The sequence below is a fragment of the Desulfobulbus propionicus DSM 2032 genome, from assembly GCF_000186885.1.
GTDB classification, from domain to species: domain Bacteria; phylum Desulfobacterota; class Desulfobulbia; order Desulfobulbales; family Desulfobulbaceae; genus Desulfobulbus; species Desulfobulbus propionicus.
Genome location: NC_014972.1, coordinates 2009592 through 2033897, shown reverse-complemented (window position 1 = coordinate 2033897; position 24306 = coordinate 2009592). Strand labels below are relative to the sequence as shown.

Annotated in this window: 21 protein-coding genes; 3 read left to right on the top strand and 18 right to left on the bottom strand. The window is 62.9% G+C overall.

The window, feature by feature from the left end; translation table 11 throughout:
* Positions 1-142 precede the first annotated feature (142 nt).
* A complete protein-coding gene (locus DESPR_RS08775; protein WP_015724450.1) occupies positions 143-748 on the bottom strand; it encodes a superoxide dismutase in 606 nt (201 codons plus the stop codon).
* Positions 749-1300: 552 nt separating this feature from the next.
* Between DESPR_RS08775 and DESPR_RS08770 the strand changes: the two genes are divergently transcribed.
* The 3 genes from DESPR_RS08770 (at position 1301) to DESPR_RS08760 (ending at position 3347) form a co-directional block, all read left to right on the top strand.
* Positions 1301-2347 (top strand): acyl-CoA thioesterase, encoded by a 1047-nt coding sequence (locus tag DESPR_RS08770; protein ID WP_015724449.1) that lies wholly within the window; start codon positions 1301-1303, stop codon positions 2345-2347.
* 68 nt (positions 2348-2415) lie between these two features.
* Positions 2416-3018: a DUF2284 domain-containing protein gene (locus DESPR_RS08765; protein WP_169701574.1), complete on the top strand. Its 603-nt coding sequence runs from the start codon at positions 2416-2418 to the stop codon at positions 3016-3018.
* Positions 3019-3065: 47 nt separating this feature from the next.
* Entirely contained in the window at positions 3066-3347 is a 282-nt protein-coding gene (locus DESPR_RS08760) for a hypothetical protein (RefSeq protein WP_015724447.1), read from the top strand.
* An 80-nt stretch (positions 3348-3427) separates the two neighbouring features.
* On the opposite strand, the gene DESPR_RS18485 is transcribed toward DESPR_RS08760, so the two are convergent.
* From DESPR_RS18485 to DESPR_RS08680, 17 genes are all read right to left on the bottom strand, one after another.
* Complete coding sequence (locus DESPR_RS18485) at positions 3428-3595, bottom strand: hypothetical protein (RefSeq protein ID WP_015724446.1); 168 nt, start codon at positions 3593-3595, stop codon at positions 3428-3430.
* A gap of 15 nt (positions 3596-3610) precedes the next feature.
* Positions 3611-5383, bottom strand: a complete 1773-nt coding sequence (locus DESPR_RS08755; protein ID WP_015724445.1) for a putative sulfate exporter family transporter — start codon at positions 5381-5383, stop codon at positions 3611-3613.
* A 111-nt stretch (positions 5384-5494) separates the two neighbouring features.
* Positions 5495-6961, bottom strand: coding sequence for a sigma-54-dependent transcriptional regulator (locus DESPR_RS08750; RefSeq protein ID WP_015724444.1), 1467 nt, complete (start codon positions 6959-6961; stop codon positions 5495-5497).
* Positions 6961-9411 carry a c-type heme family protein gene (locus tag DESPR_RS08745; RefSeq protein ID WP_015724443.1) on the bottom strand — a complete coding sequence of 817 codons (2451 nt, stop codon included), beginning with the start codon at positions 9409-9411 and terminating at the stop codon, positions 6961-6963. The genes DESPR_RS08750 and DESPR_RS08745 overlap by 1 nt, the downstream gene beginning before the upstream one ends.
* A 381-nt stretch (positions 9412-9792) precedes the next feature.
* Complete coding sequence (gene hypB / locus DESPR_RS08740; protein ID WP_015724442.1) at positions 9793-10503, bottom strand: hydrogenase nickel incorporation protein HypB; 711 nt, start codon at positions 10501-10503, stop codon at positions 9793-9795.
* Positions 10504-10507: 4 nt separating this feature from the next.
* Positions 10508-10894: a hydrogenase maturation nickel metallochaperone HypA/HybF gene (locus DESPR_RS08735; RefSeq protein ID WP_015724441.1), complete on the bottom strand. Its 387-nt coding sequence runs from the start codon at positions 10892-10894 to the stop codon at positions 10508-10510.
* Between the two features lie 34 nt (positions 10895-10928).
* Positions 10929-11945 carry a hydrogenase expression/formation protein HypE gene (hypE, locus tag DESPR_RS08730; protein WP_015724440.1) on the bottom strand — a complete coding sequence of 339 codons (1017 nt, stop codon included), beginning with the start codon at positions 11943-11945 and terminating at the stop codon, positions 10929-10931.
* Between the two features lie 18 nt (positions 11946-11963).
* On the bottom strand, positions 11964-13085 hold the full coding sequence (hypD, locus tag DESPR_RS08725; RefSeq protein WP_015724439.1) for a hydrogenase formation protein HypD: 1122 nt from the start codon (positions 13083-13085) through the stop codon (positions 11964-11966).
* Entirely contained in the window at positions 13082-13360 is a 279-nt protein-coding gene (locus tag DESPR_RS08720) for a HypC/HybG/HupF family hydrogenase formation chaperone (RefSeq protein WP_015724438.1), read from the bottom strand. Before DESPR_RS08720 ends, hypD begins: the two co-directional genes overlap by 4 nt.
* Entirely contained in the window at positions 13351-15672 is a 2322-nt protein-coding gene (hypF, locus tag DESPR_RS08715; protein WP_015724437.1) for a carbamoyltransferase HypF, read from the bottom strand. Before hypF ends, DESPR_RS08720 begins: the two co-directional genes overlap by 10 nt.
* 177 nt (positions 15673-15849) lie before the next feature.
* Positions 15850-16146 carry a hypothetical protein gene (locus tag DESPR_RS08710; RefSeq protein WP_015724436.1) on the bottom strand — a complete coding sequence of 99 codons (297 nt, stop codon included), beginning with the start codon at positions 16144-16146 and terminating at the stop codon, positions 15850-15852.
* Between the two features lie 99 nt (positions 16147-16245).
* Entirely contained in the window at positions 16246-17595 is a 1350-nt protein-coding gene (locus tag DESPR_RS08705) for a Ni/Fe hydrogenase subunit alpha (protein WP_015724435.1), read from the bottom strand.
* A 29-nt stretch (positions 17596-17624) separates the two neighbouring features.
* The gene (locus DESPR_RS08700; RefSeq protein WP_015724434.1) at positions 17625-18551 is read right to left on the bottom strand and encodes an NADH-quinone oxidoreductase subunit B family protein; all 927 of its coding nucleotides are present in this window, start codon (positions 18549-18551) and stop codon (positions 17625-17627) included.
* A gap of 7 nt (positions 18552-18558) precedes the next feature.
* Complete coding sequence (locus tag DESPR_RS08695) at positions 18559-18981, bottom strand: hydrogenase iron-sulfur subunit (RefSeq protein WP_015724433.1); 423 nt, start codon at positions 18979-18981, stop codon at positions 18559-18561.
* Positions 18978-22061: an FAD-dependent oxidoreductase gene (locus DESPR_RS08690; RefSeq protein WP_015724432.1), complete on the bottom strand. Its 3084-nt coding sequence runs from the start codon at positions 22059-22061 to the stop codon at positions 18978-18980. Before DESPR_RS08690 ends, DESPR_RS08695 begins: the two co-directional genes overlap by 4 nt.
* On the bottom strand, positions 22054-23529 hold the full coding sequence (locus tag DESPR_RS08685) for a 4Fe-4S dicluster domain-containing protein (protein WP_277676825.1): 1476 nt from the start codon (positions 23527-23529) through the stop codon (positions 22054-22056). The genes DESPR_RS08690 and DESPR_RS08685 overlap by 8 nt, the downstream gene beginning before the upstream one ends.
* Positions 23529-24089 carry a hydrogenase maturation protease gene (locus tag DESPR_RS08680; RefSeq protein ID WP_043769896.1) on the bottom strand — a complete coding sequence of 187 codons (561 nt, stop codon included), beginning with the start codon at positions 24087-24089 and terminating at the stop codon, positions 23529-23531. Before DESPR_RS08680 ends, DESPR_RS08685 begins: the two co-directional genes overlap by 1 nt.
* Positions 24090-24306 lie beyond the last annotated feature (217 nt).

Here is a 24306-nt window from a genome sequence, read left to right as displayed (position 1 = left end):
CGGCTGGAGTCCAGATATTGCTGTTGCTTTCGTCTCTTGGATGGGGGTGCGCGATCAGATCGGGTGATCGACCCACAAAAAAGCCCCTGCCCTTTCCATGGGAAAGAACAAGGGCTTGCACTGGCAACCGGTATCGACTGCGTCAGCCGATGGCCGCAAGATAGTGCTCGTTGACTTTCTCCCAGTTGATCACCTTGAAAAACTGAGCCACATAGTCGGGCCGCCGGTTCTGATAGAGCAGGTAGTAGGCGTGTTCCCAAACATCAAGGCCAAGCACCGGAATCTTGCCGTTCATGAGCGGGCTGTCCTGATTGGGGGTGGTGATGATTTCCAGGTTCCCCTTGTCCACCACCAGCCAGGCCCAGCCACTGCCGAACAGCTTGATCGCGGCCGTGGAAAATTGATCCTTGAAGGCATCGAAATCGCCGTATTTATCGCTAAGGGCCTCGATCACTGGCCCCTTGGCCGCCACATCCTTCTTCAACAGAGGCCAGAAGAAGCTGTGGTTGGCATGACCGCCACCGTGATTGCGCACTGCTGTGCGGATGTTCTCGGGTACCTCGTTGAGATTGTGCAGGAGTTTTTCCACGCTCAATTCGCCGAGAGCGGGCTGTTCTCCGAGTGCAGCGTTGAGGTTGGTGATGTAGGCCTGGTGATGTTTGGTATGGTGAATCTCCATGGTGCGGGCATCGATGAAGGGTTCCAATGCGTCATAGGCGTAGGGTAATGGGGGCAGTGTATGTTCCATGGGATACCTCGTCCATTGATTGTTGTCGTTTTGCAAGCACCTGCGATCAGGGCAGATGCTGGTCAACCAACAGCGCGTTCGGATGATCCGGGAGAAAAATACCCTTGTTCGTAGAAACTGGACCTCGTCCCTCCCTGTTGTAAACAAAACAGTAAATCCGGAAATTTTATTGTCAAATAATACAAAATAATAATTTATACTTATTTGTATAAGTATTTGAAGAATAAAAATATTTATAAATAATTGCCGTTGTTCGATCAGTAAATTCTGAGCACGGTCAAACGCTGACGTCCATCCGGCACCGTCGATTCGACACGATGAGGATAGCTGAGCCCCCCAGGGACAGAAGGCGGCAGCAAGCGGTTTGACCAACCGGGACCTCCGTTGTCGTCCCCCGCTTGCCGTGTGGGAGGAAAGCCATCATGACTCAGTGGAGATTTTCGTGGCAAGGAGATCGACAGGATCGGGAAAACGTGGTTAATACCGCTCTGATTGCACTGGCAGCGGAATGCCGCTGTCCCGACCCTTGTTCGCGAGAAGTGAGAACATCCCATGACCCAACCCAGTGAAACCGTTTACCACCGTACCCTGTCCCTGGGCAGCGACCCTGCCCTGCGCCGCCGTTACATGGTGGTCGATGAGCCTATCCAGGGCAACATGCGTTTCGGCTTGCTGCTCGAGATCCTCGACAAGGTGGCCGAGGAAGCGGCCCTCACCTATGTCAACCGTTTCCACCCCGACGCCCGGGTGGTGACCGCGGCCATCGACAACATCGTGGTCCGTCATGCCGTCGATGTGCGCCGTGATCTGACTTTTGCCGCCACCATCAACCATGTCGGCCGCAGTTCGCTTGAGGTCGGTATTCGGGTGGAACAGCCTGGCGAACCCCACCTGCACATCGCCTCCTGCTACTTCACCATGGTGGCCCGCTCCGGCTACGGCGAGAACGTGGTCAGTGTGGCCCTGCCGCCGCTTGACTACGCCCTGCCGATCGAGAAGCGGCGGGCGGGCAAGGCTCTGGCCCGACGAGAGGAGTACCGCCACCAGCAGCTGGCCCTGCGCGAGCCGCCCAGTCGGGACGAGTACGAACTGCTGACCGCGCTCCACCAGGCCCAGGATGATCCGGCTTTCTGCGGATCGTTGTGCGGCCGGTTGGTTACCGATGCCTGGGAACGAACGTACCCGGATCAGGAAAACGTGCCGTTCACCATCTTTGGCGGCTACCTGATCCGCCGTGCCTTTGAATTGTCTTCGATCTGCTCCGAGCTGGTGGCACCCAATCGGTCGATCATCGCCGGCGTCAACCGGATCAACTTTTTTCATCCGGTGCGCATGGGCGACAAGCTGCACTTCACCTCCCGGGTGGTCTACACCAAGGACAGCTATGTGTGCGTCGAGGCGGGCATCGAGCGCATCAGCCGAGATCGGACCGCCAAGGCCCTGTCCAACTCCTGCCTGTTCACCTTTGCCAATGTCGATGCCGACCTGGCCCACCACCCGGTGCCCACGGTCTACCCGACCACCTATGCCGAGGACGGACGCTACCTGGCGGCGCACCGTAGTCTGCAGACCCTGCTCCGCCATCAGCGGTTGATCTGAACCGACGCGGCCAATCGACCGTTTTTGTCCGGATCAATCGGGCGGCTCATTCCGTCGAATGCATGGTGATGAACAAGCAAACAGATGTGCTTGATGACTTGATCACCCTGGCCCGGTCGCTCGGCGCCACGGCAGCGGCGGTCCTTCCGGCCGAATCCCTGGTGATCGAGGACCGTTTCGCCGCCCTATGCGCCGGCCCGACTCGTTGCCCGAGCTATGGCCTGGCGCCTGGTTGTCCACCGCACGCCATCCCGCCGGCGGTCTTTCGCCGGCATCTGCGCGACTATTATCATGTTGTGGCGTTCAAGATCGATGTCCCGGCGGAGGTGTTGATGGACGAACGACGTCTGCCCATTGCCCGCGACATCCATCGTATCGCCGCCACCCTGGAGCGGACGGCGCTTAGCTGCGGCATGAGGCGGGCGCAGGGGTTGGCCGCCGGTTCCTGCAAGGAATTGTTCTGCGCCCAGGACGAGGCCTGCATGGTGTTGAGCAGGCGGCAACCCTGCCGTCATCCCGATCTGGCCCGGCCCTCCCTCTCGGCCATGGGGGTGGATTTCATGGCCCTGGCCGCCAGCGCGGGATGGGACTGCAAACCAATTGATCCGAGGCAAACCGCCATCGACCAAACGGTCATGGGCCTCCTGGCCGGATTGGTGCTTTTGGCCTGAAGACGGCTCTCGCCGCTTGGCTTGTTATTGCATGGAGGAAAAGAACTATGCACACCGACGAATACGAGATTTCCCTCACCCGTGAACGCAACCACTGCCGACAGGTGGTGAACACGACCCGGGCCGCGTTGGCCGAGCGGGAGAAGAACCACGGCATGACCTATGCCGAAGCGGCCAAGGCCGTGGCTGAAGGGCGGTTGGCCATCAGCGACGCGGAGATGGCCCGATGGCGGGACGACGTCGAGGCGCTGCCCCAATGGGAACAGCGCCTCGAGGAATACCGCGAAGCCTTGGAGATGATGCGCATTTCGGCCTCGCGCGGTGATTGACAAGAAATAGATCGTTCCAGCGGGGTACGCATCGCGCGCACCCCGCAGCCGTTTTCGGGTCTTTCCCGTTGCTCAGCCGATCAGTGGCCGCCGGGGAAGAGCCACTTGCTCAGATAGTAGAGAATGAACAGCGAACCCACGCCGATACCGATGCTCCAGCGAATCAGCGACAACTCGGCCGGCAGCAGCGGTTCGTACTCCATCTTTTTGATTTCCTCAGCCAGTTTGGGCTGTTGTTTCTTTTCCATACCTATACCTCCGTGCTAGATGGTGGGCGGCTTGACGCCATGGAAGAAAAGCCATGAGATGAACAGGCCGACCCAGATGATGAAACCGAACAGGCTGATGCAGTAGACCGCCGCCAGCTTGCCCAGTCCCTCTTCCATCAGCTTCTTGAAGTTGGACACCAGGCCGATGGTGAAGAAGCAAAGCAGGAAGAACAGGCCACGGAACACATCGCCCTGGCTGCTGGCGGATTTGGCCTTGCTCAGGAAGCTCTTGGGCTCCTTCATGGTGTCGTTGACCGCTTTTTGCTGGGCCTTGACGCCGTCCAGTTCGATTTTTAGCGCGGCGAGCGCCGTGGCATCGGTGGTGGCCTTCATCTTGGTTTCAATGGAGGTCACCGCCGCCTTCAGTTCGGCCGCCTCTTTTTCGGCCGGTCCCATGACCTTGGCCGCAGGCCAGCACATCACCACCAGGATGACAAAGGTGAGCACGTAGCCGATGACGAACTTGGGGAAACGATGCCAGATCTCGGCGGCATCGACCTTCTGTCCCGGCTTGACGTCGATCTTGGCAACCCAGATGTAGGCCAGCAAAAAGGCCCACACGCCGATGAAGATATCGATGAACATCTTGACAGTGGTGGCGGTCATGGTGATCCAGCCTTCTGCGTAGTTGATGCCCGCCGCATCCAGGGCCTGGGCGCGGATCAGGGCGTCGGTGATGGCACCCGAGGCAATGGCGCCGCCGTCGGATTTGACCGCCAAGCCCATCCAGGCGCCGGCGACCAGCGGCTCGGTCCACAGATAGAACTTGGCGATGAACGGCAGGATGACCATCTCCACGGCCACGAAGATCACCACCAGCGACGAAACCATGATCGGCACGATCGGCCGGGCGCGGATGGCACCGCCGGTGGCGATGGAAGCGCTCACGCCGCAGATCGAGATGCCCGAGGCCAGCGGCGCCGACCATTCACGGCTAAATTTAAAATATTTGCGGGAAATGTAGTAGACCACTGCCCAGTAGATCAGATAGGCCTCGACAATGGCGCAGAAGCCCCGGAACATGATGTTGCTGGCCAGACCAAAGGATTCGGCGGCCTTGATGCCCAGGCCGGCGCCCATGATGACAATACCGGTCTTGATGTACAGCTCGGGCCGGGCCGCTTCCTTCATCAGGTTGGCCAGACCGGGGAAGAAGTTGCCGATGATCAGACCGAGGATCAGGGCAAGGATGAAGCCAAACTCGCCGCTCATGCTCATCGCCCAGGGGATGCCAAACTTGGCGGCCTGATCCTTGGTGGCGGCGATGTAGGCGAAATGGCCCATGAACCAGCACAGGTAGCTGAGCCAGAAGGCCAGGGTGAAGCCGAACATGAACTTGGGCACGTTGGCCCCCAGGGCGACGGCGCCGATGGTCATGATCGCCAGGGCGAACAGGTAGGTCAGGGCGACCGACATGATCGAGGACATGCCCTTCTTCTCGAATTTGTCGCCGACTTTCAGCGCGGAAACGTCACCGTCAACGGTGACCGACGCCTCCTTGCCATCCTTTTTCTTGACCGTTATCTTCTGGCCGTCGATCTTGGTGATCTCGCCGGCCACGGTCTGATACTTGCTGGAAATGGCGGTGATCGCCTTGCCCGGATCGATCCACACCCCGGTTTTGGCGCCCCAGCCAAGGATATCCGTTCCCTTGAACGACATCAGGCTGAGACCGAAAATGACGAGGCCCAGAATCAGCGCCAGCCAGTCCTCGCTGATAAAGCCTCCTCCCTCTCCCGATTTGTTGTGCGTGTTGTCTTGCTCCATACAACCTCCTTTTTGGTTTAAAATGATGCATTCGTGCAAGCCGAGGCTGGTTTTCACGAATGCAGCCAACGTTGCTCTTCCCGCTCCGCAACACCTGCTCCGGAGCGCATCCTAGGGCGCGCCCTTCTGGGAGCGGAAGGTGGCGGCCTGTTCGCCCATCCGCGCCAGGATCTTTTGCAAGGCCACCCGCGACAGGCCCGAGATCCGTGCCGCCTCGGACACATTGCCGCGCGTCAGGGTCAACAGATTCCTGACGTAGTCCTGGGTGAAGGCATGCACCACCTCGGCCTTGGCCTCCTTGTAGGCCATTGGCCTGGTCGGCCGGCCGTGGACGGGCCGATGAGGCCGGTCGGTTTGGCCGCTGCCTTCCAGGACGCGCCGCACCAGGGCCATGTCCAGCCGTTCGCCGGTACAGAACACCGCCAACCGGCGGATGAAACTCTGCAGTTCGCGCACGTTGCCCGGCCAGGGGCGCGCGGTCAGCCATTGCAGGACTTCCGCGTCCATCTCCTTGCCGGCCAGCCCCATCTCCTCGCAGGAGCGGCGGAGAAAATGGCCGGCGAGGAGGGGAATGTCCTCGGGGCGCTCGCGCAGGGCCGGCAGGGTCAGGGTGAGGACATTGAGACGATAGTAGAGATCCTCGCGGAAGGCGTTGTCGCGCAGGCTGGCTTCAAGATCGCGGTTGGTGGAGGCGATCACCCGGACATCGACCGATTGGGATTCGTTGGAACCGACCGGCCGGATCTCGCCGTTCTGAAGGAAACGCAGCAGTTTGGTCTGGACCGCAGGGCTGATGTCGCCGATCTCATCCAGGTGGAGGGTACCGGTGTGGGCGGCGGCGAACAACCCCTGGTGCGCCTTGTCGGCACCGGTGAAGGCCCCCCTGACATGCCCGAACAGCTCGCTTTCCAACAGGTTTTCCGGGATCGCCGGGCAGTTGACCACGAGAAAGGGATTGTCGGCCCGTCCTCCCAGGCGGTGGATCAGGCGGGCGGCCAGTTCCTTGCCCGTGCCCGACTCTCCCCGGATCAGCACCGTGTAGTCGGACTGGGCGACCGCGCCGATGGCCTGGCGCAACGTGCGCATGGCTGGTCCCTCGCCCACCAGTTCTCCCTGGGAATCCTGTTGCGAGAGGATCTGACGCAGCCGATTGTTTTCCGTCAGCAGCCGGCTGCGTTCCAGCCCCTTGGCCACCACCCGGAACAGTTGCTCCGGTTCGATGGGTTTGGTGAGAAAATCGTAGGCGCCGGCGTGCAGTGCCTCGACCGCGGTCTCGATGGTGCCGTAGGCGCTAAGCACTACCATGCTCAGATCCGGATCGAGCTTGAGGGCCTCGGTGAGCAACTGCATGCCGTTCATCTCCGGCATGCGCAGGTCGGTGATCATCAGCTGCACCTTGCGCGCGGCAAGCAGGCGCAAAGCCTCCGCACCGCTCAGGGCCGCTTCCACCCGCGCCTCGGGAAAACGTCCGGATACCAGGCGGGCCAGGCCACGGGCAAAATCCTGCTCATCGTCGACGATGACGATGTCAACCAAGCTGTCCCGGTTGGTTGGAGATGTCGCGGACCGGTTGTTCATCACGATGTGCCCCCCAACCCGAGTTGTTGTTCCCCGCCCTGCTCCCCACCTCTGGGCAGGGTGACCCTGAACCGCGCTCCGCCCAGATCGGGCGAACGGTCCACCTCCACCGTGCCGCCGACATCGGTGACCATGCCGTAGACCACGGTCAGCCCCAGGCCGGTGCCGGCGCCGATCTCCTTGGTGGAGTAGAAGGGATCAAAGATATGGGCCGCATCGTCCGCGCTTACCCCAGGCCCATTATCTTCGACCTCGAGGATCGCCATGTCGTCATCGACGACGGCAACCCGTGCCCGGACAAGGCCCGTGTGCTGATCAACCGCATCCAGCGCGTTGATCATCAGGTTGCTGAGCACCTGCTCCAGCTCGCCGACTCCCATGCGCACCACGAGCCGCTCCGGCGGGCGATCCAAGGTCAGGACCACCCCTTTTTTGGTCGCCTGCACCGAGAACACCTCGATCATGGCGGCAGCGACCCCGCAGGCATCGGCCGTGCCCGAGCCCGCGGCCTTGGGCCGGGCGAAATCGAGCAGATCGCGCAACACCCGTTGGGCCTGGCGGGTGTGGCGCTCGATGATTTCCAGGTCGGTGATCTGCTGCGGGTCGGTGATCGACTGCCGCAACAGGCCGGCATAGCAGAGAATGACCCCCAGGGGATTGTTGATTTCATGGGCCAGGCCAGCGGTCAGCTTGCCGACCGTGGCCATGCGCTCCGACTGCCAGACCTGCATCCGCATCCGTTTCTCCATGGTCGTCTCCCGCAAATAAACCACCACCTGATCGGCGATGCCGTCGCGGCCGCCCACCGGATAGAGAGCCAGGGCAAAGGAGCGCCCGCCCGGCAGGCTGACCTCGCGCAGATCCGAGGCGCCACGGGAGAGAACCTCGCGCATGGGACAATCTGCGGCATGCAGGTCGAAAAACAGGGCCAGGATGTTGCCGTCGCTGCGTGCGCCCCCGGTGAGTTCCGAGGCCAGGGTCCTGGCCGCCTGGTTGGCGGTGAGCACGGTGCAACAGCCGTCCATCAGCACCAGGGGATCGGAGATGCCCTCGACAATGGTTTCCAGGACATTCATCTGCCGAAACAGGCTGTCTATGGCGGTCAGGTTCTCGGCGGCGATGCCCAGTTGCCTGCCCAGGGCGAGCAGCACATCCCGGTCATGGCGGGCGGCCTCGGCCTCGGTCGGCCACAGGAGGATCAACAGCCCTTCGGCGTTGCCGGTGCTCGATTCCACCGGCACGAACAGACGATTGTCCACGGCCACGCAGGCGCTGCCGGTCAGAACCTCGACGAAATTGTCCGGCAGTTCGGGCATGGCGGCCTGCTCCGGCCAGACAAAGGAGCTCTGCGAACCCATGGTGCACACATAGGCGATGCGTTCGGCCGCGAAACGGCAGCAGATCTGCGGCAGGGCCATCCGCCACAGCTGGGCGCGCGAACGGCTCTTGTACATGTCCTCGAGCAGGCGGACGAAGAGGCGCACATCCGCCCGCCGCGCCTCCACTTCGGAGCTGAGGGCGTCGGTGCGCTCGTCGACCATGCGGCGCAGGTTTTCGGCGTAATCCTGAAGCTGGCTCCTGGCCTCGAACAGGTGCTCGCTCATCTGCTCCATGCCATCGACCAGTTCGTCGATCTCGTCGCCCTGTTCCAGCTGGTGCAGCAGGGCCGACCCCGCATCGTCGGTAACGTTGCGGCGGAATACCGCGTTGAGCCGTTTGAGGTTGTTGACCACCAGCACCTTGAACAGCACATTGGCGGCGAAAAAGACCAGCAACACCACCAGGGCGAACAAGGCGAAATAGGTGAAAATGGTCCGTTCCACCCGGCCGACGCTGCCGTGGACCGAAATACCGACAAAGTCCACGCCGGCAATATCCCCCTGGCGTTTGCCGAACCCGCGCTGGCCGTAGAGTTTGAGCAGGTCGGCGGGCGCGTCCTGGGGATCGCCGTGGCAATACATGCACTCCTGCTCAAAGCGCACCGGTCGGACCAGGAGAAAGTATTTCTCGTCGTTGAGCACCCGATATCCCTGCCACAGCTTGAGCTCGGCGTTGTCGCGAAAGGCGCGGATCAATTCGCGCTCGTGGTCGTTGGCCTCGTACTCTGGATTGCGGGCATCGATGGCCACCCGGCGGAAGATGGCTCCTTCGTGAAGCGCATTGATCGGGGCCATGATCTTGCGTGAAATATAGGACGACGACATGGCCTGGATGACAAAGGCCTCGGGCAGCCGCTCGTACATGGTCGGCCGGAGCACATCGCGTACATAGTGTTGGATCGAATCCACATGCATGAGGATCAGCCGGGCCTTGTCCCGCACCTCCTCCTCCAGCACGTTGCGCAGATGGAGATAAAACCCGGCCGAGGAGGCGACCCCGAGGAGCATGGCGGCCAGCATCAGACCGGTGATGAATTTTGTTTGTATGCGTTGTGGTTTGGGAAGCTGCATGGGGTCTTTGGTTTGCCGGGTCGGCGGTCACGTCGACAACCAGGACGGACAATGGGGAGCAGCAAAAGACACCCGGCCGCGTGACCGTCCGGATGGCGTCGTCGAAACCTCCTGGAGTCCCTGCCTCTTTCCTTTCGACTGACGAATATCAAACGCCGTGCCAGCCGAGGGTGAAAGAAAAAAATCGGAATAACAGTATATTGAAGCAACGATCGTTGCGTCGTGCTGCTTCTTGAGGTTTTCACATGATAATACAAGTTTGCACTTTAGTGAAATCTTGCGTTATCAATTTGCGGATGGGAAGGGGGAAATCCGCGCGCACCATCGGCCGGGTGCGGCCGATGGTGCGGGGAAGGGAGGGAGAAGGAAGGCCGCTGTGGGTTACTTGTGCAGCAACCGGGTAAGATAGTCGATCCAGCGATCAAACCCGTCGCCGCTGGTGGCCGAAAGGGGCAGGATCGGCACTCCTGGTTTGAGGGTCTGGGCCTCACGGGTGGCCTCGTCGAGCGAGAAATCAAAGTGGGGCAGCAGGTCGGTCTTGGTGATCAGCACCAGGTCGGCGCTGCGGAAGGTGGCCGGATACTTGGCCGGCTTGTCCGATCCTTCCGGCACCGACAAGAGGATCACCCGTTGGTGTTCGCCCAGGTCAAAGGTGGCAGGGCAGACCAGGTTGCCAACGTTTTCGATGAAGATCAGATCGAATTTCTGTCCCTTGCCAAAGTGTTCGAGCACATGGAGGCCGCCATGGACCATGGGCGCGTCCAGGTGACAGGCGCCGCCGGTGGTCAGCTGCACCGCTGGCACACCCTTGGCGCGGATACGGTCGGCGTCGCGTTCGGTTTCGATGTCGCCCTCGATCACCCCGATATTGACGGTTCCCTTGAGGGTCTCGATGGTCCGCTCCAGCAGGGTAGTCTTGCCCGAACCGGGGCTGGAGATCAGGTTGATGGCCACCGCGCCCATGGCTTCGATATGGTGCCGGTTGGCATGGGCCTGCTGCTGATTGGCTTCCAGCAGACTCCGGTTGACCTCGACCACCTTGCTGTCGTGGTGGTGATGGTCGTGCAGTTGACAGCCGCAGGTATCACACATGAGCTTACTCCATTTCTACTTGGTTGAGGATGAGTTCGGTCCCGCCTTTGGGGGAAAGCCGCGACAGGCAGCACCAGGGGCATTTCTTGGGATAGTGGCTGGACAGCAGCGATTCCAGCCGGTCGCCGGGCAGGGCAAAGGGAATGACCGACACCTTGCCGCAGTCCAGACACTGATAGACCGGATCCGGCGTTTCCACCGCCAGGTGGGCCTCGCGGGTCAGCTCCTGGGAGAGCTTGAGGGTATTGAAGCCAAATTCGAAGGAATCGCGGACAATCCCGGAAAAGGGACCGATGGTGACCGATACCCGGGTAATCCGCTGGGCCCCATGCTCCCGGGCCAGGTCGAGCAGCTGGCCGAGCAGGCTCTGGGCCAGTGACAGTTCATGCATCGGGTTCAATCTCCTTGGAAAAATTTGATGACCATCAGCAGATCCTCGGCAACGGTTGACCGGTCAGCGGTTCGAGCAAGCGCGAGCCGCCGATGCGGGTGGTCAGGCTGACCCGGCCGGAACTGCCCTCGCCCACCCAGCCGATCAGGGCGGCATCCCGGCCCTCGGGCAGGCGGCGGATCAACTGGAGAATGTCCTCGGCACCGTCCTGGTCGCAGAGGATGATGCATTTGCCCTCGTTGGCCAGGTAGAGGGGGTCCAGGCCGATCATCTCACAGGCGGTGTTGACCGCGGGCCGGATCGGCAGCCGGTCTTCCTCGATGGTGATGCTGACTCCTGAGGCCCAGGCAATCTCGCACAGGGAGGTGGCCAGGCCGCCCCGGGTCGGGTCGCGCAGCACATGCACCAGGCCCGCGTCCCCTTCCAGCACGGCGCCGACCAGCCGGTGCAGGGGCTGGGTGTCGCTGGCGATGTCGCCGCCGATATCGATGCCGGCCTGGCGGCTCATGATGGTGATGCCGTGGTCGGCCAGGGTGCCGGAGAGGATGACCGCGTCGCCGGGCAACCCTTTCTTGCCGGAAATATCGTGGCGATGCGAGGCAATGCCGATGCCGGTGGTGTTGATGAACAGGCCATCCGCCTTGCCTCGCGGCACCACCTTGGTGTCGCCGGTGACCACCGCCACCCCGGCCTGTTCCGAGCAGCGGCCCACCGAGGCGATGATCCGTTCCAAATCGGTCACCGGAAAGCCTTCCTCGATGATCAGGGCCAGGCTGAGGGCGATCGGCCGGGCGCCGCGCATGGCCAGGTCGTTGATGGTCCCATGCACCGCCAAGGCGCCGATATCGCCGCCGGGAAAGAAGAGCGGATCGACCACGTAGCTGTCGGTGGAGAAAGCGATGCGGCCCGCGTATTCGCCGAGCACGGCGCAGTCTTCCAGGTCGCGCAGCTGCGGCGAGGTCAGATACTTGAGGAACAGGCCGCTGATGAGGTTCTGACTGGCCAAGCCACCGCTTCCGTGGTCAAGGCTGATAATGGCGTCTGCTTTCATGAATCTCCTGATCCAGAGTTAACGAAAAGATGTCGTTTGCCCGTCCTGGCGGCCCTTGTGGCCGCTGTAGCGAAAGTAGGCGGCACAGGTGCCCTCGTTGGATACCATGCAGGGACCAATTGGCCGCAGCGGGGTGCAGGCCGTGCCATACAAGGAGCACTGCGGCGGCAGCAGGCGACCCTTGAGGATCTCGCCGCAGCGGCAGCCCTTGGGATCGTGCGCCGGCGGCACACACAGGGACAGCCGTTTTATGGCGTCGAACCGCTGGTAGGCGTCCCGCAGCGCCAGGCCGCTGCCGGGAATCGGGCCCAGGCCGCGCCACTCGCTGTCGACCGGCTCGAACACCGTGTCGATCAACCGCTGGGCCTTGATGTTGCCAGCCGCGCTCACCGCCCGGGTGTAGCAGTTGTCGACCCGCGGCTGCTCCTCGCTGATCTGGCGGATCAGACCGAGCAGGCCGGCCAGAATGTCGGCGGGTTCGAACCCGGTCACCGCGCAGGCCAAGCGATGACGTTCGGCAAACGGCTGGTAGGCGTCGCTGCCGATGATGGCACTGACGTGTCCCGGGCAGAGCAGGCCGTCGATGCGCAGCTCCGGGTCGGCCAGCAGCGCCTCCAGGGCCTGGGGCATGGTCTTGAGGGCGGTGATGATGAGGAAATTGTCGACGCCCAGCCGCTCGGCCTGGAGGATGGTGGCGGCAATGGTCGGGGCCGTGGTTTCAAAACCGATGGCCGCGAACAGCACGGTCCGCTCGGGCTGCTGCCGGGCCAGGGTCAGCGCATCCATGGGCGAGTAGACGATCTCCACTCTGGCCCCCTGGGCGCGGGCCTCGGCCAGAGATCCTTCGCTGCCCGGCACCCGGATCAGATCGCCGAAGGTGGCGATCGTCACCTGGGGCAAGCGGGCGGCGGCGAGGAAGGCATCGATATGGCCGGCCGGGGTGACGCAGACCGGGCACCCCGGGCCGGAAAGCAGGGTGATCCCCTCGGGCAGCAGCGAGCGGATTCCATGGCGGAAGATCGACATGGTATGGGTGCCGCAGACTTCCATGATCCGCACCGGTCGGGTCAAGACGCGGGCAATTTCCTCCACCAGCGGCGCGGTGATCTCCCGGCTGCGAAAGGCGTCCACGCACTTCATTCGGGTGCTCCGGGCAGGCGTCCCTCCTGTTCCAGGACCTCGGCCATCCGCCGCATCAGGCTAAGGTTGTACTCCGCCTCCTCCTCAGTCAGGGTGCGGATGGCGAAACCGGCATGGATGATCACGTATTCGCCCACCGCCGGCACCCGGTCGGCCATCTCCAGCCGGATCTCCTTGCGGATACCGTCGCTTTCCACCAGGGCGACCTGGGGATCGAGCAGCTCGTCGCTGCCGCCTTGAATGGCCACCACCTGCATGGGAATGGCTAGACACATAGAGAACCTCCTAGATAGGCCTGACCCAGGGAAAGGCCGCCGTCGTTCATCGGCGCCAGTTCGCCGGCATGGACCGAAAAGGCGGCTTCGCGCAACCGTTCGGCCAGGGTTTCAAACAAGAGTTTATTTTGCATGCAGCCGCCGGCAAGCACCACTTGGTCGAGGCCGGTTTGCGAGTGGACGCGCCGCATCAGTTCGATCAGGGCCTCGACCAACCAGAGATGGAAACGACGGGCGATCACCGCTGTCGGCACCGAGTCGGCCAGATCGCGAAGCAGCAAGCCGGCCAGCGGCGCCGAATCGATGACCTGTTCCCTCCCCTCCTCGTAGATGGTCACCGCATAGGCGGGTTCCGTCGTGGTCGTTGTCGCCAAGGTGGCGTGGTGTTCGAGCAGCATCGCCGCCTGTCCCTCATACTGACTGACCAGACAAAGCCCGAGCAGCGCGGCAACCGCGTCGAACAATCGCCCGCAACTGGACGTGCGCGGGCAGTTCAGCCCCTTGGCCATCATTTGCCAGAGCAGTCGCTGCTTGTCCACGGCGATGGGAGCGAGGCTCGCCGGCAGTTGGCGCTGATCGAGCGAGGGCGCGGGCGAACCCGCATAGAGCAAGGCCAGGGCCATGCGCCAAGGCTCCAGCGCCGCCCGGTCGCCGCCGGGGAGCGGCAGATGGGATAGACGGCCGAGGCGGAGGAATCCGCCGCGGTCGGCCCGGAAGAGCTCGCCGCCAAACACGGTACCGTCGCCGCCGTAGCCGGTGCCGTCAAGGACGATGCCCAGCACCGGTCCATCGAGTCCCTGCTCGGCCAGGACCGCGCCGATATGGGCATGGTGGTGCTGCACCTCCCGGCAGGGCATGGCCAGACCGTGGGCATAGCGGGAACTCAGGTAGTCGGGATGGAGATCGCAGGCCACGTTGGGCGGCGTCACCTCCAGCACCGCCTGCAGATGGGCGATGCTTTCCTGAAAAAAATCGTACTGTTCCACTCCAGTTAGCTCGCCGATGTGCTGGCTGAGATAGGCCTCGTTGCGGCGGACGATGCAGAAACTGTTCTTCATCTCGCCACCGCAGGCCAGGATATCGGCGGTGGGTCGACGCAGCTGCAGGGGCACCGGCGAGTAGCCGCGGGCCCGCCGCAGCAGCCGGGATCTGCCATCGATGATCCGGGCCACCGAATCGTCGACCCGGGTGACGATCTCCCGGTTATGGAGGAGAAAGAAGTCGGCCAGGTCACGGAGTCGGCGCAGGGCCTCGTCGTTGCCGGTGCAGATCGGCTCGTCGCTGCGGTTGCCGCTGGTCATCACCAGGGCTTCGGGTATTCCGGGCTGGTCGAGCAGCAGGTGGTGCAGCGGCGTGTAGGGCAGCATCAGACCGATCGCCCCCAGTCCCGGAGCCACCCCTTCGGCCAACGGGCTGCCGCTCCTGCGGTCCATGAGCACAATCGGGTGTTCCGGCGAGGTCAGTAGAGCCTTGTCTTGCTCGGACAGCCAGGCAAAACGTTCGGCCGTCTCCAGATCCCGGATCATGATCGCCAGCGGTTTGGCGGGCCGGTTCTTTCGGGTCCGCAGCAGGGCCACCGCCTCCTCCGAACAACCGTCCACGGCCAGATGAAAGCCGCCCAACCCCTTGATGGCCACCACCCCGCCCTCGGCCAAGGCACGGGCGGCCAAGGCGAGGCAGTCCCCCGGCAGCCCGCGTCCTTCGCGGTCATGCCAGCTCAGCTGCGGTCCGCAGACCGGGCAGGCATTGGGCTGGGCATGAAAACGACGGTCCAGCGGATCCGTGTATTCGCGGGCGCAGTCGGCGCACAGCGGAAAAACGCGCATCGAGGTGTTGGGCCGGTCGTAGGGGATGCGCTCGACAATGGAAAACCGTGGGCCGCAGTTGGTGCAGTTGATGAACGGATAGCGGAACCTGCGGTTGCCGGGGTCGAACAACTCGGCCAGGCAATCGTCGCACACCGCGATGTCCGGCGCGATCTGGGTGTTCGGCCGGCCCCCCTGCTGGCTGGGCAGAATGCGAAACGCGCCCGGTGCGGGGGGGCGGTCGGTCGGCCGCGCGTCAAGGGACACGATCCGGGCCATTGGCGGCGCCTGCTCCCGCAGGGATTGCACAAACTGTTCGAGAAGCGGCAACGGTCCGCCCACATGAATGGCCACTCCTTCGCCGTTGTTGACCACCGATCCGTCCAGGCCGAGCTGATGGGCCAATCGGTAGACAAAAGGGCGGAAACCGACCCCCTGCACGATTCCGTGGATAGAGATCCGCAACGCGCCGGTCAGAGGGGAGGAAGATTGGATGGCCTGGGACATGCTGATTCGTGAACGGGTGGAAGATCCCTTGCGGGGAATGGATCAAATGCCGGCTTCGACCACAAAAAGCAGTCTAGCAGCAAGCAGTCTTTTGCACCATCTTTTTTCTTTTGTGAACATCTTGCCCAACTGGCATAGCCTGCTCTGCGTGCCGGATAGTGGGCAACCGCCGCGTCGTCATCCCACGGATTCGGCTTGACGCTGGATTTCCCGGTACCGTTTCGAGTTGACCACTTTCTGCTTCTCCAGGTCGTCGATCTCTTCGCGGCTGAGGTGGATCAGGCCGCAGATCGGACAGGAGAGGTCCATGTCGTCATTGGCCGCTCGTTGCTTGAGCTCGTCGGCGGTCATGTGGCCGACGCAGCCGCAGGCGCAGTTGGGGGCCTCGACCCGGACGATTTTGCGATGCTTTTCTTCCATGTTTTCGTTCATAGGGTACCAAGGGCGGGCCATGCGGCCCGCGAGGATGGTCATTTGTTAGCGCCGCAGGAAACGGACCGGCGCGCCGTGATGGTCAACCAGGGTTACAGTCAGTGGCAGCCCGCCATCCAGGCGGTGCGTGGCGCAGGAAATTCACGGGTCGTAGGCCCGGATGGCCATCTCGATCCGGTTGAGGATCTCCTCGTCCACCTCACCGTCGGCGATCAGGCGGGCTGCGGCCTGGTGCACGCTCAGGTTCATCGGCGCGATGTTGTGGGTGGTGCCGACAATGAGATTGGCCCGGGTGATGCAGCCGTTGTCATCGGTGGTGTAGTCGTGGATCAGGGTGCCGCGCGGCGCCTCGACATGGCCGATTCCCCTGCCCGCTGCGGGCTGCGCCGGCAGGCGCGCCTGGGGGGCGGTGATCCGGTCGTCCGCCAGCAGTTCCAAGGCCCGTTCACAGGCGTGGACCAGTTCGATCAATCGCGCCCAGTGATAGAGCAGGGTTCCCTGGGCCGGGCGGCCGAAGCGTTCACGGAATGCCTCCAACTCGGCTTGGGCACGGGGGGTGGCGATCTGGTCGCAGACATTGAGCCGGGCCAGGGTATTGACCCGGTAAATCCCCTGGGGCGCCTTTGGGTCGAGGCGAAAGCCCTCGCCCCAGCACTTGGCATAGACCATTTTGGCCGAGGACCAGGATTCGACATGTTCGGCAAGAAACCGCTCATAATCGCTGACCGGGAAATCGACACTGCGGCCATCGGCCCGCATCAGCCGCAGATTGCCGTCGTAGAGTCGCAGGCTGCCCTGGTCATCGACCGTGCCAAGAAAACCGGTGGTGATCGTGCCCAGAGACTGCAATTCCTCCTGAAAGCGGGCGAATACCCTGGTCTTGGCGAAATCGAGGGCAAAGGAGGCGAAATCGAGCAGGTGCTGGCCATCGGCCCGCATCGCCGCTTGTTCCTCCTTGCGCATCGGTTTGGAGAAGCCACCCACCACGCCGGCCACCGGATGGATATCCTTGCCGGCGAAACGGGCCAGCATGGCCGTGGCCAGCTGGCGCATGCACACCACCCGTGCCGCCAGTTCCGGTTCCTGTTTGACCAGACCCATGATGTTGCGCACGGCGTAGTCGCCCCCGGGTCCAAGCACGAAGTCCGGGGCGGCGAGAAAAAAGAAATGAAGGATTTTGTCGTGGATATGCGCCAATATCTGGCAAAGTTCGCGCAATAGGTGACCGGCGGGCGGTACCGAGGCGGCAAAGCAGCCATCCACGGCCTTGACCGCGGCCAGATGGTGCATCCACGGACAGATGCCGCAAATTCGACTGACGATCCGGGGAATTTCCTCGGCCGGCCGACCGATGACGAACTGTTCGAACCCGCGCAGGGCGGCGATGGCCACCCGGGCGTCGCGCACCCGACCCACCTCGTCGAGGTGGATATCGACCCGGGCATGGCCTTCGATGCGGGTGACCGGATGGATGCTGATGACCTGTGACATACCGCTCCCTGTGAGGCGCACGCGTCGCCCTATTTTCCTTGGTCGTGGAGATTCGGCCGGCGTTGCGGCTTGAGCAGGCCGTGGGCGCCGCTGAAGCGCAGCAGCGACTTGCGGTCAACCAGGCCGCGATACTCGATACCGTTGCTCGCCAGGGCACCCAGCATGTCCAGCAGGGGGTTGCCGTCCGTCCGCACCGGACCGTAGCAGCCCCGGCAGGGCACCCGTGCCTGGATGCATAGTGGCGCCTCCTGGCCGCCGCAGCCGCCGGCGGTGACCGGTCCCATGCACAGCAATCCCTGTTCGAGTAGGCAGCGCATTCGCTCGACAGGTTCATCCGCCCCATGATCGGCATTGTCGAGAAAACGGCGCAGCCGTTCCGCCCCCTTGCCCTGCCGCTGGGCGGGGCAGGTCTCGCACACGCTCTTGCGCGGCAGGCGCGGCGAGTTGTGGTCAATCAGGGCGACGATCGCCTCCACGATCGTTTCCGGCCGGGGTGGACAGCCGGGCAGGCAGAGGTCGAGCCGCACCTGTTCGTCCACGCTGTAGACCCGATCCAAGGGGGCGGCGAGCGCAGCCGGCACCAGTCCTTGTTCGCCCGCACTCTGTCCATAGACCGTGTCCAAGGTGGTTTCGACGCTCCACTGGTTGCGCAGGGCGGGAATACCGCCGTGGGTGGCGCAGGTGCCCAGTCCAATCAAGGTGTGGCAGCGGGCACGCATGGTTTTCAGCATCGCCAGCTGCGCCCTGTCGGCCACCCCGCCGGAGACCACGCCGATCTCGGCCTCGGGCAGGTCGAAGGTCTCGCCCCTGGAGTGGTATTTGTGGTCCATCAGCAGGGGAAAATGAACGATCTCCACCCGCTCCAGCAGGCGCAGCAGCGACTCGCCGCTGTTGAGCAGGGCAATTTCGCAGCCGCAGCAGGCATGGAGCCATTCGAAACTGAGCCGGGGCCGCATGACTCCCCTACTCGCCGGCCTCGGTTTCGGCCGGCGTCTCGCCTCGCAGAACGGCGAGGCGGGCGCTCATGGAACGGAAGGCGTCGGCCAGCCGTTCGGGTTCCGCCGAGGAAACCCAGGTGAGCTGGAACCGTTCGCTCTCGTAGCCCAAATCCTCAAGAGTATCGGCAATCACCTCGGCTCGGGCCAGGGCCATCTCGTTGCCCCGGATATAGTGGCATTCACCCAGATGGCAGCCGATGATCATCACCCCTTCGGCCCCCCGGTTGAGAGCATGGAGGACCATCTCCGGATGGACCATGCCCGAGCACATCACGCGGATGATGCGGATCGAGCCCGGATACTGCAATCGGGAGATGCCGGCCAGGTCGGCCGCGGCATAGGAACACCAGTTGCAACAGAAGGCAATGATCTTGGCTTGCCCGCTCATGCCTCTTCCTCCGCCGGTTCGGCTATTTCCAGGGCCGCGTCGATCTGTGCCTCGATCTGTGCATAGGTGAAGCCGGCCACATCCACGCCCCGTTTGGGACAGGTGCCCTGGCAGATGCCGCAGCCTTTGCACAACACCTGATCGATATGCACGGTTTTACGCGGTTCTCCGCTCTCATCGCGGTATTCCGCCAGGGTGATGGCCTGGTAGGGGCAAACCTCGACGCACAGGCCGCAGCCATCGCAGAGGATCGGATTCACCAGGGCGACATTGGGCTCCAGATTGATCTCCTTGCGGGCCAGCAGCCGGCCGGCCTTGGCGGCGGCCGCCAGGGCCTGGGAGATCGACTCCTCCAGCGGCTTGGGATAGTGGGCCAGACCGGCGACAAACACGCCGTCGACGTTGAACTCCACCGGCCGCAGCTTGACGTGCGCCTCCTGGAAAAATCCGTCGCTGTTGAGCGGCAGTTTGAACAGGCTGGCCAGTTCCGCGGCCTCCGGGCTGGCCAGGGTGGCGGCCGCGAGGATGACCACATCGGCGCGGATCTCCAGGGGGCGGTGGAGCACATGGTCCCAGACCTCGACCAGCACGCCGTTATCGGCCTTCTTGATCTGCGGTGGGCCGTGTAGCTCGTAGTTGATGAAGACGATGCCCAGCTCCCGGGCCTGGTTGTAGATCCGCTCGCGCTGGCCGTAGGTGCGGATCTCGCGGTAGAGAATGTAGATCTGGCGCGAGGGGACTTCTTTTTTCAGCTTGATGGCGCTCTGGATCGAGTGGGTGCAGCACGATTTGGAGCAGTAGGGCCGCTCCTCATTGCGTGAACCGACGCACTGGATAAACACAAAGGACTTGCCGCCCGCCACCCGGGTCTCATTGTGCATGTGCAGTTTGTCGAACTCGATCGAGGCCACCACCTTGGGGATCTTGCCGTATTCGAATTCCTCAGGAATGTAGCGTTTGGCACCGGTGGTGATGATCACCGCCCCGTGCTCGATGGTCCGTTTACGGCTGGAACCGGTGCGGATGGTGGTGGTGAAGTTGCCCACATGGCCGCTGACCGCCAGCACCGTGCTGGTGTAGGCCACCTCGATCAGCGGATGCTGCTGCACCCGCTCTTTCAGCTCCTTCAAAAACCGGGGCACATGCTCACCGTTCCAGGTCTGAAACAGGTGCAGGGCATTGCCGCCCAGCTGGGTGGTTTTTTCCACCAGATGGATCTGGTATCCCTGGTCGGCCAGGTTGAGGGCCGCGGTCATCCCGGCCACGCCGCCGCCGATGATCAGCACCGACGGGGCGATGGGGATGCGCAGCGGCTTGCGGGCCGTTTGGCTGGTCACCTTGGCCACCGCCATGCGGACCAGATCCTTGGCCTTGGCCGTGGCCATGTCCGGCTCCTGGTTGTGCACCCAGGCGTTTTGGTTGCGGATGTTGGCCATCTCGATCAGGTATTCGTTGATCCCGGCCGACTTGAGGGTCTTGCGGAACAGCGGTTCGTGGGTCCGGGGGGTGCAGGCGGCGACCACGATCCGGTTGAGGCCTTTTTCCCTGATCTGTTGCACCATCAGATCCTGGGTGTCCTGGGAACAGGTGAACAGGTTGCGCGTCACGTGCACCACCTGCGGCAGGGAGGCAGCATAGGCGGCCACCTCCTCGACATCGACCACCCCGGCGATGTTGGTGCCGCAATGGCAGATGAACACGCCGATACGAGGAGCCTCGCCGCTGACATCCTGTTCCATCGGCGGCGGCAGGGTGCGAGTCAGGGTGTGGCGCGCCGGAGTCAGCAGGGCCGAGACGCTGGCCGCCGCCGCCGAGCCGCCGATCACCGATTGGGGAATGTCGCGCGGGCCGTTGAAGGCGCCGCAGGTGAACACGCCCCGCTTGGAGGTGTGTACCGGCATGAAGGCCGAGATCGAGGCAAAGCGGTCCGGCGTCATGTGAATGCCGATCTTTTCCGCCAGGCGGATCATCGAATCCGGGGTTTCCAGGCCGACCGACAGCACCACCAGATCGACCACCTCTTCCACCTGCTTGCCCTGAACGCTGATGTAATGCAGCCGCAGGTCGCCCTTGCGCCCCTTGGGTTCGACCCCGTGGATGCGGGAGCGGACAAAACGAACCCCGTACTCGTTGCGCGCCCGTTCCAGGTAGCGGTCGAACTCCTTGCCCGGGGTGCGCATGTCCATGTAAAAAATGGTCACTTCAAGCTCGGGATTGGCCTCCTTGACGGTCATCGCCTCCTTGATCGCATACATGCAGCACACCGCCGAGCAGTACTCGTTGTTGCAGCGGTTCTTGTCGCGGCTGCCGATGCACTGGAGAAAGGCGATCTTCTTCACTGGCTTGCGGTCCGAGGGACGGGTGAGCAGGCCCTCGGTGGGACCGCCCGGTGACAGGTAGCGCTCGAACTGGAGCGAGGTGATCACGTTGGGATACACCCCATAGCCCCAGACCTTGGCCGTGGACGGATCAAAGACCTGGAAGCCGAGCGCCATGACCACCGCGCCCACCCGGAGCTCGTGGTCGCGTTCGCGATCGGCGAAATTGATCGCTCCCGGTGGGCAGATCTCGGCGCAGAGACCGCATTTCTCCGCGTTGTTAAGATGGATGCACGCCTGGGGATCGATCTGATACTTGAGCGGCACCGCCTGCGGGTATTTGATGTAGATCGCCTTGCGCTTGGTGATGTTGGCATTGAAGGAGTCGTCGACGCTTTTCGGGCAGCTGCCGCTGCACTGGCCGCAGGCGATGCACTTGGCGGTGTCGACGTAGCGGGGATATTCGCGCACCCGCACGGTGAAATTGCCGGCCCGGCCGTTGACATCGAGCACGGTCGACAGGGTCATGATACGGATGTTGGGGTGGCGGCCGCACTCGACCAGCTTGGGCGCGATGATGCACATCGAGCAGTCGTTGGTGGGAAAGACCTTGTTGTATTGAGGCATGGCCCCGCCAATGGCTCCGGTCTTTTCCACCAGGTAGACGTAGTAACCCGAATCTGCCATGTCGAGCGCCGCCTGCATCCCGGAGATGCCGCCGCCCACCACCAGCACCGAACCGATCATGGTCTGCTCAGGCATGGCGGCCCTCCACGACATCCGAGGGTTGGGTGATCAGGGAATTGGCCACCAGTTCCCACACAAATTGGACGTCGATGTTGAGATTGAATTCGCGGTTGAGCGAGGTCTGCAGCTGGTCGCGGCAGTTCTGGCAGGCGGTGACCACCACCTTGGCTCCGGACTCGCTGATTTGCCGGGCCTTGATCCGGCCATGATAGACCCGCTCGGCCCAGAACGGGCTGGCCCAGGCGCCGCCGCCGGCCCCGCAGCAGTAATTTTCCTCGCGGTCGGGGATCATGTCGATGTAGTTGGGACAGCAAGCGCGGGTCAGGGTCCGGGCCTCGTCGAAATACCCGTGGCCAAAGGTTTTCAATGACTTGCGGCCGTAGTTGCAGGAGTCGTGGAAGGTCGCCAGCTGGGTGTGGATGTTGGGATTGAGCGTGATCCGGCCTTGGTCGAGATATTCGAGCAGCAGGTCAAACACGGTGTAGATTTTGAATTGCTGGAGCGACTCGGGAAACCAGCGTTCCAGGGCGTAGCGGGTGGCGTAGTAGGCGTGGCCGCACTCGGGCAGGAGCAGGGCCTTGCAGTTGAGCCGTTCGATATTGTCGATGATCCGCTTGACAATGGTGCGCATGGCGCTGTAATCGCCGGAATGCAGCCCCCAGTTGACCCCCTCCCAATATTCGGAGGAGATGGTCCACGATTCGCCGGCGGCATGGAAGATCTTCCACCACCAGGTAAGGCTGTCGGGCTCGGCAAAGGGCTGTTTGGAATTGACGGTCACCAGCAACCGCGCGCCGCGCACATCCACCGGGGTGACAAAGCCGGGGCATGACCGCTCGGCGAGTTCCTCGCCCAGTTCCTTGAGCAACGCCAGAAAATCGTCCTTGGGAATGCCAAGGTTGTTGCCCTTCTCCAGGCAGGTCATGACCCCCTTTTGAATCGCTGGCGGCACTTTGTCGCGGGAACGGCGGGCGCGAATGCGGCGCAGCAGCTGGACGATCTCGACGTTCATCGGGCAGACCACCTCGCACTTGCCGCACATGGTGCATTTCCAGGGCCAATCGCTTTCCACCAGTTCGTCGTCCAGGCCGAGGAAGGCCATGCGGATGATTTTGCGCGGATCGAGGTCGTCAACGCCGGAGATCGGGCAGGCGCCGGCGCAGGAACCGCAGGTGAGGCAGACATCGGCCAAAATCGGCGAGGTGTAGAGCGGGTTGGTTTTTGCCTCCAGGCGGACCGGCACCGGTACCGCGCCGTTGGTTCGCGGCGCGGGCGACGGTTCGCTGGCCGCTGCCGCATCGGGGGCGATGCGGGGTTCGCGGCCGTACTTGTCGCACAGCCGTTTGTAATCTTCCCACTGGATCAGGTAACGCCGGCCCGGTCCTTCCTGGGCCGGCAGGACGCCGGAATTGATCCAGTTGCGAATAGTGTTGCGATGGACCCCGAACTCTTCGGCCAAATCATTGACCTTGACCTCATAGATCATGACGCGGCGGCCTCCAGGACGGTTGCGGGACTGTGGTGTCGGCAAGCGGTGTGCAAGCCGACAAGGTCGAGCAGGCGCGCGCAGGCCGTGTCGACGGCCGCCTGCATGGGAGGCGACAGTCCCGGAGCGACGTGGTCAGGCAGGGAGGCCGCCTGGGCCAGCAGCAACAGCACCTCGATGCCGCTCTCCTCTTCCAGTTCGGCCAGGAGATTGACCGTGGGAAACTGGTGCAGGGAAAAATCAGCCACCTTGCGCCGTTCCAGCTCCCTTGGCGTGCAGTGCCGCACCTGTCCGGGCGGCTGTCCGGACACGAATTCGGCGTCAACCACGATCAGTACCTTGGGACGCGCCAGGGGCAGCATCAGGTAATCGAGCAACTGCTCGCGGATCGAGGTGCCGACATCGAACAGGCGCACCGATGGCGGCAGGTCAAGCTGGCGCAGGCGGGCGATCACCGTTGGGCCGAATCCGTCGTCGCCCATGAGGAGATTGCCACAGCCGAAAATAGCCACCTCCGGCCCCTCGGACACGATGTGTGTTTTGTGCGAGATATGCATAATGTGGCACCATGCCATTAATAACCTCGTTTGCGCAAGGGGAAAATGGGACGGACGGCCAAAATCCCCAGGCATGCGCGGGCGGCCCATGAGGAACGGGAAGACGGCGACGGAAGCGACCAGAAGAACATCGCTGCTCCTCGATTTTCTTGATCAAAAGGCAACCAGGCGATTCGGATATCGGGTATAGTGAAACGGCCAGCACAACTCCTCGCCC

Excerpts from the sequence above, each read along its gene's own strand:
- DESPR_RS08775 (WP_015724450.1), bottom strand. The coding sequence starts at position 748 with ATGGAACATACACTGCCCCCATTACCCTACGCCTATGACGCATTGGAA.
- DESPR_RS08770 (WP_015724449.1), top strand. The coding sequence starts at position 1,301 with ATGACCCAACCCAGTGAAACCGTTTACCACCGTACCCTGTCCCTGGGC.
- DESPR_RS08765 (WP_169701574.1), top strand. The coding sequence starts at position 2,416 with ATGAACAAGCAAACAGATGTGCTTGATGACTTGATCACCCTGGCCCGG.
- DESPR_RS08760 (WP_015724447.1), top strand. The coding sequence starts at position 3,066 with ATGCACACCGACGAATACGAGATTTCCCTCACCCGTGAACGCAACCAC.
- DESPR_RS18485 (WP_015724446.1), bottom strand. The coding sequence starts at position 3,595 with ATGGAAAAGAAACAACAGCCCAAACTGGCTGAGGAAATCAAAAAGATG.
- DESPR_RS08755 (WP_015724445.1), bottom strand. The coding sequence starts at position 5,383 with ATGGAGCAAGACAACACGCACAACAAATCGGGAGAGGGAGGAGGCTTT.
- DESPR_RS08750 (WP_015724444.1), bottom strand. The coding sequence starts at position 6,961 with ATGAACAACCGGTCCGCGACATCTCCAACCAACCGGGACAGCTTGGTT.
- DESPR_RS08745 (WP_015724443.1), bottom strand. The coding sequence starts at position 9,411 with ATGCAGCTTCCCAAACCACAACGCATACAAACAAAATTCATCACCGGT.
- hypB (WP_015724442.1), bottom strand. The coding sequence starts at position 10,503 with ATGTGTGATACCTGCGGCTGTCAACTGCACGACCATCACCACCACGAC.
- DESPR_RS08735 (WP_015724441.1), bottom strand. The coding sequence starts at position 10,894 with ATGCATGAACTGTCACTGGCCCAGAGCCTGCTCGGCCAGCTGCTCGAC.
- hypE (WP_015724440.1), bottom strand. The coding sequence starts at position 11,945 with ATGAAAGCAGACGCCATTATCAGCCTTGACCACGGAAGCGGTGGCTTG.
- hypD (WP_015724439.1), bottom strand. The coding sequence starts at position 13,085 with ATGAAGTGCGTGGACGCCTTTCGCAGCCGGGAGATCACCGCGCCGCTG.
- DESPR_RS08720 (WP_015724438.1), bottom strand. The coding sequence starts at position 13,360 with ATGTGTCTAGCCATTCCCATGCAGGTGGTGGCCATTCAAGGCGGCAGC.
- hypF (WP_015724437.1), bottom strand. The coding sequence starts at position 15,672 with ATGTCCCAGGCCATCCAATCTTCCTCCCCTCTGACCGGCGCGTTGCGG.
- DESPR_RS08710 (WP_015724436.1), bottom strand. The coding sequence starts at position 16,146 with ATGACCATCCTCGCGGGCCGCATGGCCCGCCCTTGGTACCCTATGAAC.
- DESPR_RS08705 (WP_015724435.1), bottom strand. The coding sequence starts at position 17,595 with ATGTCACAGGTCATCAGCATCCATCCGGTCACCCGCATCGAAGGCCAT.
- DESPR_RS08700 (WP_015724434.1), bottom strand. The coding sequence starts at position 18,551 with ATGCGGCCCCGGCTCAGTTTCGAATGGCTCCATGCCTGCTGCGGCTGC.
- DESPR_RS08695 (WP_015724433.1), bottom strand. The coding sequence starts at position 18,981 with ATGAGCGGGCAAGCCAAGATCATTGCCTTCTGTTGCAACTGGTGTTCC.
- DESPR_RS08690 (WP_015724432.1), bottom strand. The coding sequence starts at position 22,061 with ATGCCTGAGCAGACCATGATCGGTTCGGTGCTGGTGGTGGGCGGCGGC.
- DESPR_RS08680 (WP_043769896.1), bottom strand. The coding sequence starts at position 24,089 with ATGCATATCTCGCACAAAACACACATCGTGTCCGAGGGGCCGGAGGTG.